This is a genomic window from Arthrobacter pullicola (assembly GCF_014836875.1).
In the GTDB taxonomy this organism is placed as follows: Bacteria; Actinomycetota; Actinomycetes; order Actinomycetales; family Micrococcaceae; genus Arthrobacter_B; species Arthrobacter_B pullicola.
This window is the reverse complement of the sequence record NZ_JACSQC010000006.1, coordinates 221578-239598: the sequence shown is the minus strand read 5'-3', so window position 1 is coordinate 239598 and position 18021 is coordinate 221578. Positions and strand designations below refer to the sequence as shown.

The window sequence follows — 18021 nt, the reverse complement described above, 5'->3', positions numbered from 1 at the left end:
AAAACCATGCCGGAACCGACCGGCCAACACACCCATATCCTGCATCAGGAACGGGCTACGAAAAAGGTAACGGGGCAGCCCAGCCTGTTTGGCTTAGGCGTTTAGGTCAGCCGCTCGGTCAGGTGAACGGTGACGCTGTCGCCGATCTCCTTGCCAAGCCTTTTCCGCAGCTGAGCGCTGATGGAGAGCATGTGACCGCCCGTTCCGGTGGGCATCATGCCGCCCCGGACCGGTTCGTCATCGACTGTGGCAACAACCTTCACGGTCTTTCCGGTGCCAAAAAACCCGGCGGATCCGGGCATTTCCACGCAGGACCAGACATCACCCTTGATGTTCACCCCGATCGGCGCGGTAAAGGTGTGATCGAGGGGACCCGGGACTTCAGCCATCGTGTTCTCCAGTTTCTATCGGTGGGGCTACCCTACCGTTTTGTTCAGGAAGAACCGGGTAACAGCGACGGCGGCCCGGCGTCAGATGCGCAAGGCACCTGCTGCCGGGCCGCCGTCGTCCGCCAGTGTTTGGTGCGGGCACAACGTGGGCGAAAGGCTACTTCGCTGAGACCAGCTCCGGGTGGTGGAGCGAAGCGACCTGCGGGTGGGCGCGGAGCCAGCCCTTCAGGACGTTCGCGCCGTAGGAGGCGAGCATCGGGTTCTGCGGATCATCCGAAATGCCGCGGGACTGGGCCGCGAGGGCCGGCGGAAGCTGCACCGGGTCGATCACCGAATCAAGGCGGGGGGACCAGAAGAACGGAATCGCGTAGCGGTCCACCCCGGGCGGCGGAGCCTGCACGCGGTGGATCGTGGCGGAGAGGTAACCCTGCGTGGCGACCTCGAGCATCTCACCCAGGTTCACCACGAGTGCGCCGGGAATTGGTTCCACCGGCAGCCACTCGTCGGATTCGTGCGGCTTCACTTCCAGGCCGCCTACCTCGTCCTGCAGCAGCAGGGTGACAAAACCATAGTCGGCGTGGGCGCCGACGCCCTGGGTGCCGGCTTCCTTCACAACGCCGCCCACGTAGTGGATGAGCTTGGACATCCAGGCCGGGGTGCCCTCAAACGGCTCCGCGAAGTGGTCCTCGGAGAGTTCCAGGGAGACGGCGATGGCGGAGAGCAGCTCGGCGCCCACCGCGGACATCAGCTCGGCCCACTCCATCGAGATTTTGCGCAGCTCCGGCAGGACAGTGTCCGGGAAGAGGTTGGGGCCCTGCACCAGCCAGAACGGCTGATCGGCGGGGTAGTCGGTGACGGCGTCCCGCTCCGGACCGAAGTCCACCTGCTCGCGGGCATCGGGGCGGCCCTGCGTCAGTTCGGTGCCGAGCCGGGTGTAGCCGCGGAAGTTCGGGGACTTCCGGTTATCCAGCTCCAGCCGGTCTTCCAGCGGCAGGTCGAAGAAGCGCTTGGTGACATCGAAAAGGTCCTTGACGCGTTCCTCGCCGGCTCCGTAGCCCACCAGCTGGAAGAACCCGATTTTGTGGGTCGCTTCGCGCAGCTGGTCGATGAATTCGGAGTTGAAGGTTCCGTCCGCGTTGCGGGCGGTGCTGAGGTCCAGGACGGGAATCGATGTGGGGTTATCGCTCATCCCCGCAAATTAGCACCGCAGCTTGTCAACTGGGAACCAAATGTTACGCAACATGGAGTCATGAGGCTGTGACCTGCGGGTTTGTCTACCTCGATAGCTTGTTGCGCGTCATATTCGGGGTTACTTGCAAGCAGAATGGCCCCCACGCCGAGGTGGTTGGCGGGCCGCTGGATGTGCAGGTATGGCGACTTCCACCGCCTTCGCCCTCGCTGGATGTGCAGGTATGGCGACCAAAATTGCCTGGAGGTCGCCATATCTGCACATCGACGGCTGGCCAGGGGGCCGCCCAGCCCCAGCCGGCCAGCCCACGCACGGCAAGTCCCCAGCCCGGCGCACCCGCGAAACCTATGCCACCCCGGCGTCGTCCTTCGCCAGCCCGGCAGTCATCGCAGCCCATCTGGCCAGGAAGGCTTCCCCGGCGTCGTCGTGGATCAGTCCCGGCACAGTCAGCACCGGGTACGGGGTGGCGGGCACGCCGTCGGCCGGCCGGACATCCACATGCGCGACGTCGAAGCCCAGGGCATGCAGCTCATCGGCCATCGCGTAGTCCGTCCGGGAGTCCCCGACTGTCCGCCAGGTTCGCGGAACGGGCGTGCCGGCAGCCTCCAGCAGGGACAGTGCCCGCCGCGCGCCGAGGTCCTTGCCGACGCCGAGCGCCTCGATGTCCGTGGAGATGATGGTCGGGTCGATCCGGTAGTCCACGGAATCGTCCGAGTCCGGCGCATGGTGGTCCAGGCGGCACACGCCCATGTCGAAGCTGGACATCAGCGCCAGGGCATCGGCGTCGAACGTTTCCTGCTCGGCGAGGTAGTCGGCGTTCGCGACGTCGATCTTCTGTTCCACCGAGACCATGGCGAGCTTGGTCTCGTCGAAGAACATGTGGCCGGCGTACTTGTGCGTCACCAGCTCCCGGACAGCATCCGCGTAGGAGGCGGGCAGCGCCAGTGCCTGATCAACCTGGACGGCATCCGGTCCGGATCCGTCGAAGGAGAACCAGACTGCGCCCTTTTCACAGACCGCATGCACCTGGACGTCATCCGGAAGCCCGGCGGCGATCATCGGTTCCATCACCTGGCGGCGGATGAACTCGTCGGAGCGCCCGGTGTTGAAGACCACCGGCCAGCCGGCGGCGGCAAGCGCAACCAGGTGGCCGACTATGGTGGGGGAGACAGTGCGGGTAACCGGGGAAGCGATGGGCCCGTCGACGTCGAGGAGCAGGCCAAAGCGGGAGGCAGATGCGTTCACCCTCCCAGTATTCCCGTTCCCAGCGCTCCCGCAGGCATCCAAACGGCCCGCAGCCGCGTATTACTGGTCCTGCCGCCGGGGAGTCCTGTTTCCTTGGGTGCTTAACTTCTCTAGTCTGGGTTAGTGATCTTCAAAGCTGTTGGCGATGTACGCCCCTACCCCGACCATGGATACGTAACACCCAAGGACTGGGCAGCTGTACCTCCCCGGCAGGTTCGGCTGGACGAGCTGGTGACCACAAAAGCCACGCTGGATCTCGGTGCCCTGCTGGCCGAGGATTCCACCTTCTTTGGAGATCTGTTCCCGCACGTCGTGCAATGGAGGGGCACCATGTACCTGGAAGACGGACTACACCGGGCAGTACGGACCGCGCTGCACCAGCGCACTATCCTGCACGCACGCGTGCTCGTGATCGATGACTAACCAGCCCCCTCGCGGGCAACATGAGGGCGCTCAAGCAAAGGGCGACCCAGCACAATGGCACGGCCACCGGATCGTCACCGAAGAGGACCTCGGCACGGTCTTTCACGACGCCGAAGACGACGCCGCGGCGCGCCGCGCGAAACGGCGCCGCGCCTTTCACGGCGTCGTCCTGGGGCTTCTTATCGCCGTCCTGATTGCGGCCGCCATTGTGGTGCAGGGAATTGCCGCAGGTTGGATCAACCTGCCGCGTCCGGACATCCGGCCGGGGGCCCAGACTGATTGTCCCGCCGGTCCGTACCTCTATCAGCCGCCGGAGACCGTGACGGTGAATGTCTACAATTCGACGCCGACTCCCGGGCTTGCCACCGAGGTGTCGGAAGCCCTGAAAGCCCGCGGCTTCAACGTGGACCAGACCGGGAACAGCACTGTGAACCGGGCAGGAATGACGGCGATCATCCTCTCCGGGCCCGGCGGCGAAGCCGCTGCGTTCACTGTGCAGCAGCAGATCCCGTCCACCCATTACATCCAGGATGACCGCAAGGACTCCTCCGTTGACGTGGTCCTGGGGTCCACCTACGAGGGCCTGGTCCCGGTGGAAAAGGCACAGGCAGCGATTCCCGGTCCCATCAGCTGTCCCTGGATATCAGGCTCCCCGCCGGCGGATGCCGAATAGCCGGACCAGCCGCAGCCGGGCGAACAGCAGCTGAACCAGCCGCAGCCGGGCCAGCCGCCGCTGGGCGAGCAGCAGCTGGGCCAGCCGCAGCCGGGCCAGCCGCCGCTGGGCGAACCCGGTTGCAGGCTGGGCTAGCTGCAGCCCTCCGCTGAGCAGCTGGCTCCGTCCGGTGAGGCACCCGCGGTTGCCGCTGCCGGCTGCAGCGGCTGGTGCCCGGCTTCCCACGCCTGGGCCAGCGCCTGCTCGAAGAGCTCGGCCGGCTGCGCCCCGGAAATGCCGTACCGGCGGTCCAGCACGAAGAACGGCACTCCATTGACTCCCAGGGCCCGGGCTTCGGCCACGTCCTGCTCCACGGCCTCGGCATAGTCCGTGCCCGCGAGCGTGGAGCGCACGGTTTCCGGGTCCAGGCCTGACTGGGACCCGATCTCCGCCAGGACATCATGGCTGGCGATGTCCAATCCCTTTTCGAAATGGGCCGAGAGGAGCGCCTCTTTGACGGCAGCCGCGGTTTCTTCGCCGCCGGACTCCCGGGCCAGGTGGATGAGCCGGTGCGCGGTAAAACTGTTGGCAACCACCAGATCCTCAAACCGGTAGTTCAGGCCCTCTCCCGCAGCCTGGGACGTGACGTGCTCCAGCATCCCCGCTACCTGCGCCGGGTCCATGCCCTTGACCCTGCTGAGGTAGTCCACCTCGGTGCCGTCGAAATGCTCGGGGACCGAGGGATCCAGCTGGTAGCTGCGCCAGCGGACCTCCACCTCCGAGGCATGCTCGAAGCGGGACAGCGCGGTTTCAAAACGCCGCTTGCCAATGAAACACCAGGGACATCCGATATCGGACCAAATTTCTACCAACACAAAGGTCCGCAACGTCCGGAACCCGCCGGCTTATTCCCGAGGCCGTCGCTGCATGTCCCCTCACGCTGCTTTTCCTTCAGCTGCCCTCCGGGGCCCGGGACTGCGGATACCCGGATCGGCTGCCAGCCGGTAGGGTGCGGCAGGATGAAAACCTGGACTGGGACAACGGCTGGGACAACGGCTGAAACAGACCCTGCGGAACGCACAGATGCGCCCGCGGTGCTGCTGACCCTCGCCGTCGTGCAGCTGGGGGAACCTGACCCGGCTGAGGCGCCGCTGACCGCGGCCGAACTGGCCCGCGCCGGGGCTTTTGCCCTGCCTGCGGTGCAGCGCCGCTTCCTCGCCGGCCGGCAGGCGGCCCGGCGTTTGGTCGCCGGGCTGGCGGGGGCTGAACCCGAGGCAGTCACCGCCGACTACCAATGCCCGAAGTGCCGTGCTGCGTCCACACGGAGCCACGGAGTTCCGCGCTACCTGGTGCAGGGACGCGCGGCACCGTTCCACGTCAGCTTCAGCCGCAGCGGACAATGGATGCTCGCCGGGGCCAGCGCCACCGGACCCTTGGGCGTGGACCTGGCGGATCTTGCGGGATTCGGCGATCCCCGCCTGGACGCGGTGATCGCCACGGACGCTGAACAGGCCGAGTACGACGTCGTTGCGCCGGCAGCCCGGGCACTGCGGCAGGCGCGGTTGTGGACCAGGAAGGAATCGGTCCTCAAAGCCTCCGGGGAAGGTCTGCGGACTGCCCCGCACCTGGTTGAGGTCGCCCTGGAGCCCGGCGCGGACTCCCTCGTGGCCGTGGGGGCAGCCGGGGGCCGCGTGTCAGTCATTGACCTGGACACCCGGATGCTCGGTCTCCCGGACGGATTGGTTGCCGCCGCGGCCGTGCCGGCGGCCGGCGGGATCCGGATCGAGCCGCGCGGCTGGAACTAGCCTCCAGCCCAAACTTCCCGGTCAGCCCGCCCCCGGCCCGCTCTCGGCGGTCGGCACTTCCTTGCCGCGGGCCAGCACCCGCCGGCGGGCCGCACCGGCAGCCTTCGCGACCAGTTCTTCCAGCGGTCCCTGGCTGTGGAACTTGCGCCAGATCAGCGCGAACGCGATCACGGCGGCGACCTGCAGCACGAAGGAGACTTCGGGCTGGTCCTCGTAAAAGCCGCTGCCCAGGACCAGGAGGTGGGCGGTGTAGAGAGTCAGCGTCATGCTCCCTGCGGCGGCCAGCGGGAGGAGGTAGCGTCCGGCAACCCGGCCGATCAGCAGCAGGGCACCGAGCACGGCCGTGGCAACTGCAATGGTGTACACGAGGTCCAGCGGGGTCGTGGAGTGGGGAGCGAGGACGGCGAACCACCAGAACGTCGTCGTCGGCAGGTACTCGGCCGGCCCCCAGATGAGAACCTCCTGGGCTGCTGCGGTGTCCATGCCCGGCGTGGCGGCAACAATCTGGTTGAGACCGCCAAGCGGTCCCAGCAGCAGGGCGGAGACCATAGCAGCGGCGAGGGCGGTGCCAACGCCCGCCGCCAGGATCGCCGTCTGGATTTTCCACTCACCGAGCCGCAGCCGCCCAATGGCGAGCCCGGCACAGATGTACGCCATCCAGGGGATCGCCGGATAGGTCCCGGTCAGCAGGAGCTGGGTCACTGTCTGCCAGGGGTCCGTGAAGAGATCCGTAAACGTTGGATCGTACCCGGGTTCGGGCAGGTAGTCCCGCAGGGAAGCCATCAGGGTTGGGCCCAGGATGGCGAAGCCCGCAGCTGCTGCGAACAGCGCCCGGGCGGATAGTCCCAGCAACGGAACCGCCAGCAGGAACATAACGCCGTAATAGGCCAGGATGATGAAGGCCGGCATATCGATATAGGCGATAGCGAGGCCGATTCCGCCAACGATCAGTGCCCGGACTGCGGTTCCACGGCGCACCGCCTTCAGCTCCAGGCCCCGTTTTGGGCGTACTCCGCCAGAGGAGAGCGCCAGGGTGACCCCGGCGAGGAGCGCGAACAACGCGGCCGACTTTCCAGCAAACAGGGACCAGGACCAGGTGGGGGTGAAATCATCCGTGACCTCCGGAAGCACGTGGATGGCCATCATGCCGATCAGCGCGATCCCCCGCGCCGCGTCAATTCCCGTAAATCTGGTTTTCGGCGTTGTGCCGGGAGTGCTCATGGATCCCCTTCAAGTGCTGCTGCCTGGACGGTTCGACCCGTCGGTTGCCGGCTGTTGTGCCCTCGGATTGCCTCGGTTTGCCCCGGTTTGCCCCGGTTTGCCCCGGATGGCCTCGGAACGGCTGGTCCGAGGCAAACAACGCGGACTGTGTTCTCGCTATGCGCTTTCTAGGAGTTTCCTGTGAAACAGGAGTATCACGAGGTCAGCGGGGGAGGAACGAGTAGAGCGCCAGTAACAGCGCCGTTAAGGCCTACGTACCGGGCCGCTGACAGCAGGCCGCTGTACTCATGTTCAGGTCAGAAAGCCGTCCCTAGGCTACTTGAGGCCGCTTGTTCGAGTGTCTTCTGGAGACAGTGCGATGCGGCGCAAAAGCCATGCCATGCCGTGCCACCAAGGAAGAAAAGCCCGATGACTCTGTCCGAAGACCGGTCCGAACCACTGAGCGCTATGAAGGGACTCCGTCAAAGCACCATCGCAGGCAACGCCGCGGCACCCTCCCGGACGGAGGCTGACCGGGAGCGGGTATTCAGCCGCACCACCCTCGCGCCCGATCACGCCGTCTACTACGGCGGCCCCGCGCCGGACCAGCGCACCCTCGTTGACATCTTCAAGGAGACGACAGCTGCCTATCCGTCGGCACCGGCACTGGACGACGGATCGGAGCCGCTTACCTATGCCGAGCTCTCGGCCCGGGTCAACGCCCTTGCCCGGAAACTCTGGTCAGCCAGCATCGGCGCCGGAGACCGGGTCGGGATTCTGGTCCCCTCCGGATCTGCGGACCTGTACATCGCCATCCTCGGGGTCCTCTTCTCCGGCGCGGCCTACGTGCCGGTCGACGCCGACGAGCCCTCCGGCCGCGCAGACGTTGTCTGGGCAGAGGGAGGCGTCTGTGCTGTGATCGGCGCGGGACTGCAGCTGACCATCCGGCAAGGTGTGCCCATCCATGGCAGCGGTCCGGAACCGCATCCGGAGGACGACGCCTGGATCATCTTCACCTCCGGCTCCACGGGCAAACCCAAGGGCGTTGCCGTGACCCACCGTTCCGCTGCTGCGCTGGTCGACGCCGAATCGCGGCTCTACTGCGTTGACCAGCCGCTGCGGCCGGGCGACCGGGTCCTCGCCGGACTGTCCGTGACGTTTGATGCCTCCTGCGAGGAGATGTGGCTGGCCTGGGCACATGGTGCCTGCCTGGTTCCGGCACCCCGCTCGGTGGTCCGCTCCATCATCGATCTGGGCCCCTGGCTCGAAGAACGCAAAATCACGGTTGTCTCCACCGTGCCCACTCTGGCCTCAGTCTGGCCGGCGGAGACGGTCAGCCGGGTCCGGCTGCTGATCTTCGGCGGCGAAGCCTGCCCGGTGGAACTCGGCGCCCGGCTCTCCGGCCCCGGCAGGGAGGTATGGAACACCTACGGTCCCACCGAAGCCACCGTCATCGCCTGCGCGGCCCCGCTGGACGGCACCGACCCGGTCCGCATCGGGCTTCCGCTGGAAGGCTGGAACCTCGCCGTCGTGGACCCGGACGGCAATCCCGTGGCCTGGGGTGAAGAGGGCGAACTGATTATTGGCGGTGTAGGACTGGCCCGGTACCTGGACCCCCGGATCAGCGCCGAAAAATATGCGCCGCTGCCTTCGCTGGGCTGGAACCGTGCTTACCGCAGCGGCGACAAGGTACGGGCTGAGCGTGAAGGGCTCATTTTCGCCGGACGTCTTGACGAACAGGTGAAGCTCGCCGGCAGGCGCGTGGAATTGGGGGAAATCGACCATGCCCTGGCCTCGCTGCCGGGTGTCACCACCGCAGCGGCGGCGGTGCAGGCCACGGCCAGCGGCAACGAGATCCTGGTGGGTTACCTGGTCGAGTCCGCCCCCGGGGGTGTGGACCTGGCGGCTGCCCGGGCCGAACTCAGCATCCACCTGCCGGCCACACTGGTGCCCACCCTGCGGATCATCGATGAGCTGCCCATGAAGTCCTCCGGCAAGGTGGACCGCAACGCGCTCAGCGTCGCCGAAACAGCGCTGGAACAGCAGTTGGACGTCGAAGTGGAGCTCAATGCCGACCTGCGCTGGCTTGCCCAGCGCTGGACGGACCTCCTGGGGCCGCAACCGCTGACCAAGGACAGTGATTTCTTTGCCCTGGGCGGCGCGAGCCTCGCCGCAGCGCAGCTTGTCTCCGCACTGCGGGAACGTTATCCGAAGGTCTCGATCGCCGATATTTACGCCCATCCTTCCCTCCAGGCGATGGCGGAGCGGCTCCGTGAAACCACCGTCGGCGGCACCGCCAAGCGCGAGGTCCCCAACACCCCCTGGTGGACGGGCCTGGTCCAGGCTCCGCTGATCGCCGGCCTTTACGGCATCACCGGACTGCGGTACGTCACCGGCATCGCCATCGTCTGCTGGGTCATGAGCAATGTGCTGGCCACGCCCTGGACTCCGGATCCGCCGCTGTTACCGCTGGTGGCCGCCTGGGTTGTGCTCTACAGCCTCCCGGCCCGGATGCTTGGCGCCGTACTGTCCTGCCGGGCACTGCTGTTCCGGATTCGACCCGGCGTTTATGCCCGCGGCGGGGGAACCCATCTACGGCTCTGGGCAGCGGAACGGATTGTCACGTACGGCAAGCTGGAACCCATCATGGGGACCCCGCTGGGAGTCTGGTATGCCCGCGCCCTGGGCTGCAGGGTCGGACCGAACGTCCATCTGGAAGCCATGCCGCCGGTAACCGGGCTGGCGCAGATCGAGGCCGGCGCCGCCGTCGAATATGAGGTGGACCTGGCCGGGCACTGGCTTGACGGGCACCTGCTGCACATTGGACAGATCCGGATCGGCGGGCATAGCCGGGTGGGTGCACGGTCCACCATCACCGGGGGCGCCATCATTGGCGCAGGCAGTGAGATCGAACCGGGGACCTTCGTCTCCGGCCAGGTCCCCCCGGGCGAAAAATGGTCGGGTTCGCCGATGGAATACATCGGGTCGGCGGGTGAGGGCTGGCCCAGCAAGCCCGGCGCCAAAGGACCGGCGGGCATGAACCTGCTGTACACGGCCGGCCTGTCCTGGCTCACCATCATGACGCTGCTGGCGGTCCTTCCCGGATCGATGCTGGTGCTTCTGCTGCTCCAGGACGCCCAGGACCTTGGGCCGGCACTGCTGGAACTGGCCCTGTGGTCCCCGGTCTTCGTGCTGCTGACCATGGGAACGTACCTGGCGCTGACGGTCTTTTCCGTCCGTATGCTTCAATCGCTGCTGCCCGCCGGAATGCATCCCCTGGACGGTCCAACGGGCTGGGCAGCCTGGTTGACAAACCAGCTGCTGGCAAAGAACCTGATCTCCATGTACCCGCTGTACGCCGGGTTGCTGACCCCGGTGTGGATGGAATGGCTCGGCGCCAAAGTGGGCCGGAACGCCGAGATTTCCACGGTGGAGACGCTTCCCCACCTCACCGACGTCGGGGACCGCGCCTTCCTGGCCGACCACTCCATGGTTTCCGTGGCGAAGGTCAGGCAGGGGTGGCTGTCCCTGGGCCCCTCGAGGGTGGGCGAAAAATCCTTCGTCGGGAACTCCGCCGTCGTGGGCGGCGGCGTCAGCGTGCCGGACAACTCGCTCATCGCAGTGCTGTCCTGCGCACCCGCGGACATGCCTGAAAACTCATCCTTCTTTGGACGGCCGCCGGTGGAACTTCCCCGTCCGGTCGAGGAGGGCGACGCCTCACGGACCTACGACCCGCCGCTCCGGCTGAAACTCGCCCGCGCCGCCGTCGAAGCATGCCGCATCATTCCGGCAATCATCACGGTGTGGCTGGCGCTGGCCACCGTTTTTGTGCTGGCGTTCATCTCAGAAGAAGCCGGTCTCTGGGCCGCAGTGCTTCTGTCCGGGCCGGTGCTGCTGGCGAGCGGGATCGCTGCTTCCCTGCTGGCCATCGCCGCGAAGTGGCTGCTGCTGGGCCAGTTCAAGGTCTCGGAACATCCACTCTGGAGCTCCTTCGTCTGGCGCAACGAACTGGCGGACGTCTTCTCCGAATCGCTGGCGGTCCCCGGGCTCGTCCGCATGTCCCTGGGAACACCCATGCTCAACGCCTGGCTGCGCTGGATGGGGGCGAACGTGGGACGCGGTGTCTGGTGCGAAACCTGGTGGCTGCCCGAGTTCGACCTCATCGAAATCGGCAAGGGCGCAAGCATCAACCGGGGCACCGTGCTGCAGACACACCTGTTCCACGAACGGATCATGCGGATGGATTCCGTTTGGATCGGTGCCGGAGCAACGCTGGGACCCAACAGCATCGTGCTTCCGGGCAGCACCATCGAGGACGGGGCGACGGTCGGCAGCTGCTCGCTGGTCATGCGCGAAGAAAGCGTGCCGGCCCACAGCACCTGGTACGGAAATCCACTGACTCACTGGGACGCCGTCGCGGGATCTGCCGCCGCCCCGGTGCACCGGGATGCGTTGAACGCAAGTGCTGCTCCGCGTCCCCCGCACGGCCGCAGGCGCGCCCTTACCGAGTCACGATAGAGCAGGAGAGAACATGTTCAGCGAAACAGCATCCCAGAAATCCACGGTGGCCGAGGCAGCTTTCGGCCGGGTGCTCACCGCCATGGTGACGCCGTTCGACGCCGCCGGACAACTGGACCAGCCGGGTGCAGCAGAGCTGGTCCGCTGGCTGTGCCGGGATGGCTGGAACGACGGTGTGGTGGTTAACGGCACTACGGGGGAGTCCTTCGCCACCTCCAACTGGGAGAAAGCGTCCATGGTCCATGCCGCCTCAATCGTCCTGCAGGGAACCGGTAAAAAGGTGATTGCGGGTGTGGGCTCCGCGGACACGGCACACAGCATCGCGCTAGCCGAGGAAGCGGCGGCCCAATACGCCGATGGGCTGCTGGTTGTGGCACCGTACTACTCCCGTCCGTCACAGGCCGGGCTGCTGCGCCACTTCCTTGCCGTTGCTGACAGCACGGACCTTCCCGTAATGCTCTATGACATTCCGAAACGGACCGGGGTGGCGATCAGCCCGCAGACTCTGGCAGCCGCGTCCAGGCATCCCCGGATCGTGGCGGTGAAGGATGCAAAGGGAGACCTGGAATCCACGTCCAAGGTCATCGCCGAGACCGGGCTCGCCTACTACTCCGGGGACGACGCTCTCAACCTGCCGCTGCTGTCCGTGGGCGCGGTAGGGTTCGTCTCCGTGGTGGGACACGTTGCGGCCCACCGTCTCTCAGCACTCCTCGCCGCGTACAGCGAGGGACGCGTCAAGGACGCGCTGGAGATTCACCGCAGCCTGCTGCCCGTCTACAGCGGCGCCTTCCGTTGCCCGGCAGCTGCCTCGGTCAAGGCCCTGCTGAACCGGCTTGGCCTTCCCTCCGGACCGGTGCGGCTGCCCCTGGTGGACCTCACGGAGGAGGAAGCGGGCCTGTTCGTGCAGGATGCGGAGACCGCAGGACTATCCGACGCGCTCCTTCCTGCAGCAGCCCAATGACACCAGAGCCGGAGCGCACCTCCGCTGGGATGGCGCGCCAACACGTGGCCGAAACTCCGTCTGCCCCGGCCCAGGGCACGGCCGCCGCCAAGGTCAGGCTGACGGGGGTGGACGCCGCCCGCGGGCTGGCGCTCCTGGCCATGATGGCCATCCATATACTGCCCGCCGTGAATGATGACGCGGAACCGACTCTTGCCTGGTCCCTGTTCGCCGGCCGCGGTGTCGCGCTCTTTGCCTTGCTGGCAGGGCTGTCCCTGGCGCTCTCCTCCGGAGGTTTCCGCCGTCTGGGCGGGCCCCAGCTGACCGCGGCCCGGGCCGGGATCGCGGTCCGGGCCGGCATCATCACGGTCATTGGGCTGCTGCTGGGATACCTGGCCATCGAGGCGCAGGTGATCCTGGCGTACTACGGGGTGATGTTCCTGCTGGCGCTGCCGCTGCTGAGGCTTTCAGTCCGCCCTTTGATGTGTCTGGCAGGATCGATCGCGCTGCTGATACCGTTTCTCATGCAGGGCCTGCGGGACTACCTTCCGGATCCGGGGGAGGAGCAGCCCACGTTCACCGGCCTGTTCACCCATTTTGATGCCACCGCCGCACAGCTTCTGCTCACCGGCGTGTATCCGGCCCTGCCCTGGATGGCGTTTATCTGCGCCGGGCTGGCGATCGGCAGGCTGGACCTGCGCAGCCGCCGGGTGCAGACCGGCCTGTTTGCGGGAGGCGTCGGACTGACGCTTTTGACCACCCTGGCCTCCGCCTTCCTGCTCGGTCCCGGCGGTGGACGGGAGAGTCTCGAAGAGCTCAACGGCGATGAGGCAGCGGTCAATGACATTCTGGTGTGGGGGCCGGATCCAACCCTTCCCACAGATTCATGGTGGTGGCTGGCCGGACTGGCGCCCTATTCCAGCACCCCGCTGGCCATCCTGAACACCATCGGCATCTCCGTTGCAGTGCTGGCGGCGCTGCTCCTGCTGGGCCAGTGGGCGCGGCCGGCCCTGTCCCCCCTGGCTGCCCTGGGATCGATGACGCTCACGCTCTACACCGGACATCTGCTTTTGCTGGCCACCGGCCTGCTGGCGGACTCCCCGGAAATCTCCATGATCGTCCAGGTCACCCTGCTCACCTCCTTCGCCCTCGTCTGGACACGAAGGCGGGGTCAGGGGCCACTGGAGCACCTGGTCTCAATGGCAGTGAAGCGTGTGCGCACGGGGGTGCTCGCCAGGACGGGCAGCGCCCCTGGCTCTGCCGCCAGGCGCCCCGCCCACAGGAAGCACGGGGCCCGGGCACAGCACAATCCCGAACACGGCCATCACCGGGCCGATGCGCGGGACCCGGATCCACCCCTCTCGGGTCCGTGAACGCGGAGCTGCGCGGGATCCCGCGCATCAGTGCGGCGTTGGGCGCCGCTGCGGCGCTGCTCCTCACGGGGGCAGCGCCGGTTCATGCGCTGTCCCGGGACACGCTGCCAGCGCAGGAAACTGCTGCGACGCCAGCGGTGGCCAGCGGCATTTCGCCTAATCCGTGTGAACGGCTGGCAGCAGGTGAAGTGAAGTTCGACGCCGGAACGGCGGACCGCGTCACGTTTGCCACCGCCCGTGCCTACGGCGAATCGGAGGTGCTGATCACCGGATGCGTCGCCGATGGCGAAGGCGGCTATGAGCAGGAATGGCAGGCCACCGGATTCGCCGGCCGCAATGGGTTCGCCCCTGCGGGCCGGATGTGGGAGAACACGCTGTTCTCACCCACCGGGACTTTCACAGTGACCGAGGCGCTCGGCAGGAAGAATCCGGGAACTGAACTGGCGTACTACACAGTGAACGAAGCGTCGCGCTGGGGCGGGGAAAAAGGGCCGACCTACAACCAGTACTTCGAAGGCGCCGGCGGCCCGGCGGATGAGAACCTGTGGCGGTATATGAACAGCGGGCTCTACGAACAGGCCGCGGTCATCAACTGGAACCGGCCACCGGACATGCCCGTCACCCAGGGCGCCTCCTTCGCCATTTTCCTGCACGCCGGCAACGCCAAAACCTGGGGATGCATCTCCACTGACCTTTTCACCGTGACGACCTTCCTGCGGACTGCAGTTCCCGGCGATCGAATGGTCATGGGAATCGAGGAGGACGTGTTCATTCCTTCCACCGCCCGGTCAGAAGCTGCCGCCGCAGCCCGCGACGCGGAAGAACGGGCCGCGGAAGAGCGGGCAGCCGAAGCACGCGCCGCAGCTAAGGCTGCCCTCGCGCGGGAGGCCGAAGAGGTGGAGCCGCACTGGGAACCCTACGCCGTAGTGGGGTTTTCCGTTCTCCTCTTCGCTGCGTACGTCGCGGCCAAGGTGCGGGCGTCACGGGCAGAACGGGCGCAGCGGACAACGCAGGTGACCCAATAGCTGCCTCCTGTGACCACCTCCCGGTACCGGTTGTTCGGTCACAGCCCCGGCGCGGCTAGACTTTTACATCATGGGAAACAGCTTGGGAGACCGCCCGGAAACGGGCGAGGGTGACTCCAAGACGGGTTACCCGGAGGGAAAAGCCTTGTACGAGGAGCGGATGAAGCTGCTTCCGGGGCTCTGGATGCCCCCGGCTCCACCCTGGGAAGAGCTGCCGGAGGCCACCCGCGCCCGCTGGCAGCGTACCGCCGAAGAGGCAGATGACCAGGCCGAACAGGCGAATGGATAAGACGGCGAACACGGCTGACAAAACCCGGCCGTGATGGCAGGATCAGGCCGCATGCATGCCGATCCGTCCCTCATGAATTTTCAGCGGGCCCAGTCCGCTGCCAGCGACTATGCCCCCGGTCATGGACACCGTGAATATACGGTCTCCCGGTACCGCCTCGCCCTGGACTACTCAGTAACTGCCAACCTTCTCACCGGTACGGCTGATCTTGAGCTGGCAGCGCGGGAGCCGCTGAGGGCCGTCGTCCTTGACCTCCAGGCTGAGCTGGCAGTTAGCCAGGTGGAAGACGGCGGGCTGCCGCTCCCGTTCGCCCAGAGCGGGCAGCATCTGCGGATTACCCTTCCGAACCAGCTGCCGGCCGGTACGGCCTTCACCCTGACGATCCGCTACACCGGATTTCCCCAGCCCCTGGACGGGCCGTGGGGGAGCATCGGGTGGGAGGAACTGGCCGACGGCGCGCTCACCGCCGGCCAGCCCGCGGGTGCACCCACCTGGTTCCCCTGCAACGACCACCCGGCGGATAAGGCCACCTACCGGTTCGAGGTGACGGTGGAGGAGGAGTACCGGGTGATCGCCAATGGCCTGTGCAGCGGCCAAACGGCGGAGGCCGGCCGGCGGACCTGGATCTTCGAGCAGTCTGAACCGATGGCAACGTACCTCGCGACGGTGCAGATCGGCAGGTACGAGCAGGTGCGGCTGGGGGCGCCGAAACCGGAGCTGCCGCCGGGAGCACCTATGCAGCTGCTGGCGGCTCCGGCCCGGCTGCTGCCCAAAGCCCGTACAGCGCTGGCCGAGCAGGACCGGATTTTCGCCGCCTTCGAAGACTGGTTCGGACCGTATCCGTTCGGCAGCTACACGGTGGTGGTCACGGAAGACAAACTGGAGATCCCCCTGGAGGCCCAGACCATCACCGTCCTGGGCCGTAACCACCTGGGCCGGAAATCCCGCCGGCTGCTGGCCCACGAACTGGCCCACCAGTGGTTTGGCAACTCGGTCACGGCGGCAGACTGGCAGGACATCTGGCTGCACGAGGGATTCGCCACCTACGCTGAATGGCTGTGGTCTGAAGCGGCCGGGCGGCAAACGGCGGACGAACTGGGTGAGGAAGCCTGGCGCTGGCTCTCACATAAGTCCGAGAACCTCTGCCTGGTCTCGCCCGGGCCGGAGCGGATGTTCGATGACCGCCTGTACGTCCGCGGTGGACTGGCGCTGCACGCCCTGAGACGGTCGGCTCCGGACAACGTGTTCTTCGCACTGCTGCGCTCCTGGACCGCCGGGTTCCGGCACGGGAATGCCTCCACCGCCGACTTCCTGGAACTGGCAGGGCAGACATATGCCGGCACAGGTATAGATCCCGCGGCAGTGCTGGAACCGTGGCTGGTGGACAAGGCGCTTCCACCCTGTCCCTGATGCCGCAGGCACCTCAGCCGCGCAGTTCCGCCGCTTCCAGGTCCAGCCCGGTCTCATCGTCCAGGACGGCCGGCTCCCGGCCCGCGCCGTGGACCCAAAGCCGGTAGGCAGCGAAGAGCAGGATGATCCAGGCCGCGCCAACAATCAGGGCGATCCGGGTCTCCGGCATGATTCCGAGCAGCACCACGATGAAGGCCATGAAGGCCAGCGCCGCGTAGGACGCCACGGGCCAGAACGGCACCCCGAACTCCGATGCCGGCAGATTGCGCCGCTTGATCTCCCGCTTCATGGCGATGTGGGACAGCAGGATCATCAGCCAGACCCAGACGGTCGCGAAGGTGGCGATCGATGCGATCACCAGGAACAGCGACTCGGGCAGCAGCGCATTAAGCACGACGCCGATGAGCAGGACGGCGGCCATCACCAGGACGGTCATCCACGGCACGCCGTGCCGGGAAATCCGTGCGAATCCGGCCGGTGCCTGGCCCTGTTTGGCCAGGGCGAACATCATCCGGCCGGCACCGAAGGTGTCCGAGTTGATGGCTGACAGTGCCGCTGTGATCACCACTGCGTTGAGGATATGCGCAGCTGCCGGAATGCCGAGGGCATCGAAAATCTGCACAAACGGGCTGGTCTCGCCATTAATGTCCTGCCACGGGAAGATCATCATCAGCACGGAGAGGGCGCCCACGTAGAAGAGCAGGATGCGCACCGGCACCGTGTTCACCGCGGCCGGAATGGCCTTCTTCGGGTTGTCCGCCTCGCCGGCGGTAATGCCGATCGTCTCAATGCCGCCGAAGGCGAACATCACCACGGAGAAGGAAGCCAGCACGCCCCAGAATCCGTTGGCGAAGAAGCCCCCGGAGCCCAGCAGGGTATCCAGGCCGGGGTCCGCCCCGCCCGGCAGTCCCAAACCGAAGATGATGATTGCCGCGCCGCCGGCGATCATGGCGATGATGGCTGCGACCTTGATGATCGAGAGCCAGAACTCCGTCTCGCCGAACACCTTCACCCGCATCAGGTTCAGGGCCGCAATCAGCAGCACGACGGCGAGGATCCAGATCCAGCGGGGAACGTCAGGGAACCAGAAGCCCATGTAGATGCCGAAGGCGGTGACGTCCGCGATTGCGACGATTGCCATTTCGAAGGCGAACGTCCATCCGGTGATGAACCCGGCGAACGGGCCGAGGTAGCGGCTGGCGTACTGGCCAAACGAACCCGAGACCGGATGGCGCACGGCCATCTCCCCGAGCGCCCGCATCACCAGGAAGACGGCTGCTCCGCCGATGATGTAGGCAAGGAGCACTGCGGGGCCGGCTGCCTGGATGGCTGCGGCGGAACCGTAAAACAGGCCCGTGCCGATGGCCGAGCCGAGTGCCATAAAACGGATGTGCCGGACGTTCAGCCCGCGGGCCAAAGCCTGGGCAAATGAAGACATGCAAGAACACCTTGGGGGTGGGGGAGGCGCCGGAATGGCGGCGCACCCATTCTACGCCTTGCCCCTGGCCTGCCCTGATGACGCCGGACACAGCAGCGTCCAAACATAAGGGTGGGGCTGGACGC

At 66.5% G+C, this 18021-nt stretch carries 15 protein-coding genes; 9 read left to right on the top strand and 6 right to left on the bottom strand.

What is annotated here, in order from left to right; translation table 11 throughout:
- Positions 1 to 101 precede the first annotated feature (101 nt).
- The 3 genes from H9638_RS13855 to H9638_RS13845 all read right to left on the bottom strand — a co-directional run bounded on the left by H9638_RS13855 (position 102) and on the right by H9638_RS13845 (position 2823).
- Positions 102 to 389 (bottom strand): DUF1905 domain-containing protein, encoded by a 288-nt coding sequence (locus H9638_RS13855; RefSeq protein WP_191748288.1) that lies wholly within the window; start codon positions 387 to 389, stop codon positions 102 to 104.
- Positions 390 to 546: 157 nt separating this feature from the next.
- Positions 547 to 1578, bottom strand: coding sequence for an isopenicillin N synthase family dioxygenase (locus H9638_RS13850; RefSeq protein ID WP_191748286.1), 1032 nt, complete (start codon positions 1576 to 1578; stop codon positions 547 to 549).
- A 345-nt stretch (positions 1579 to 1923) separates the two neighbouring features.
- Complete coding sequence (locus tag H9638_RS13845; protein WP_191748284.1) at positions 1924 to 2823, bottom strand: Cof-type HAD-IIB family hydrolase; 900 nt, start codon at positions 2821 to 2823, stop codon at positions 1924 to 1926.
- A gap of 123 nt (positions 2824 to 2946) precedes the next feature.
- Here H9638_RS13845 and H9638_RS13840 point away from each other — a divergent pair, with 123 nt between their 5' ends.
- Together H9638_RS13840 and H9638_RS13835 are read left to right on the top strand one after the other, a co-directional pair.
- A complete protein-coding gene (locus H9638_RS13840; protein ID WP_066299736.1) occupies positions 2947 to 3246 on the top strand; it encodes a type II toxin-antitoxin system VapB family antitoxin in 300 nt (99 codons plus the stop codon).
- Positions 3239 to 3919 carry a LytR C-terminal domain-containing protein gene (locus H9638_RS13835; protein WP_191748282.1) on the top strand — a complete coding sequence of 227 codons (681 nt, stop codon included), beginning with the start codon at positions 3239 to 3241 and terminating at the stop codon, positions 3917 to 3919. The genes H9638_RS13840 and H9638_RS13835 overlap by 8 nt, the downstream gene beginning before the upstream one ends.
- A 131-nt stretch (positions 3920 to 4050) precedes the next feature.
- Here H9638_RS13835 and H9638_RS13830 read toward each other — a convergent pair whose 3' ends face one another.
- Complete coding sequence (locus H9638_RS13830) at positions 4051 to 4773, bottom strand: DsbA family oxidoreductase (protein ID WP_191748280.1); 723 nt, start codon at positions 4771 to 4773, stop codon at positions 4051 to 4053.
- 144 nt (positions 4774 to 4917) lie between these two features.
- Here H9638_RS13830 and H9638_RS13825 point away from each other — a divergent pair, with 144 nt between their 5' ends.
- Positions 4918 to 5703, top strand: a complete 786-nt coding sequence (locus tag H9638_RS13825; protein ID WP_191748278.1) for a 4'-phosphopantetheinyl transferase family protein — start codon at positions 4918 to 4920, stop codon at positions 5701 to 5703.
- Between the two features lie 21 nt (positions 5704 to 5724).
- On the opposite strand, the gene H9638_RS13820 is transcribed toward H9638_RS13825, so the two are convergent.
- Positions 5725 to 6924, bottom strand: a complete 1200-nt coding sequence (locus tag H9638_RS13820; RefSeq protein ID WP_191748276.1) for a heparan-alpha-glucosaminide N-acetyltransferase domain-containing protein — start codon at positions 6922 to 6924, stop codon at positions 5725 to 5727.
- 408 nt (positions 6925 to 7332) lie between these two features.
- On the opposite strand from H9638_RS13820, the gene H9638_RS13815 reads away from it, so the two are divergent.
- The 6 genes from H9638_RS13815 (at position 7333) to H9638_RS13790 (ending at position 16458) form a co-directional block, all read left to right on the top strand.
- Positions 7333 to 11421 carry a Pls/PosA family non-ribosomal peptide synthetase gene (locus tag H9638_RS13815; protein WP_225217413.1) on the top strand — a complete coding sequence of 1363 codons (4089 nt, stop codon included), beginning with the start codon at positions 7333 to 7335 and terminating at the stop codon, positions 11419 to 11421.
- Between the two features lie 13 nt (positions 11422 to 11434).
- A complete protein-coding gene (gene dapA, locus H9638_RS13810; RefSeq protein WP_191748274.1) occupies positions 11435 to 12382 on the top strand; it encodes a 4-hydroxy-tetrahydrodipicolinate synthase in 948 nt (315 codons plus the stop codon).
- 44 nt (positions 12383 to 12426) lie between these two features.
- Positions 12427 to 13734, top strand: coding sequence for a heparan-alpha-glucosaminide N-acetyltransferase domain-containing protein (locus tag H9638_RS13805; protein ID WP_318241884.1), 1308 nt, complete (start codon positions 12427 to 12429; stop codon positions 13732 to 13734).
- A complete protein-coding gene (locus H9638_RS13800) occupies positions 13731 to 14759 on the top strand; it encodes a hypothetical protein (protein WP_191748269.1) in 1029 nt (342 codons plus the stop codon). Before H9638_RS13805 ends, H9638_RS13800 begins: the two co-directional genes overlap by 4 nt.
- 70 nt (positions 14760 to 14829) lie before the next feature.
- The gene (locus tag H9638_RS13795; protein WP_191748267.1) at positions 14830 to 15048 is read left to right on the top strand and encodes a hypothetical protein; all 219 of its coding nucleotides are present in this window, start codon (positions 14830 to 14832) and stop codon (positions 15046 to 15048) included.
- A gap of 72 nt (positions 15049 to 15120) precedes the next feature.
- Complete coding sequence (locus H9638_RS13790) at positions 15121 to 16458, top strand: M1 family metallopeptidase (RefSeq protein WP_191748265.1); 1338 nt, start codon at positions 15121 to 15123, stop codon at positions 16456 to 16458.
- Positions 16459 to 16471: 13 nt separating this feature from the next.
- On the opposite strand, the gene H9638_RS13785 is transcribed toward H9638_RS13790, so the two are convergent.
- The gene (locus H9638_RS13785; protein ID WP_191748263.1) at positions 16472 to 17896 is read right to left on the bottom strand and encodes an amino acid permease; all 1425 of its coding nucleotides are present in this window, start codon (positions 17894 to 17896) and stop codon (positions 16472 to 16474) included.
- Positions 17897 to 18021 lie beyond the last annotated feature (125 nt).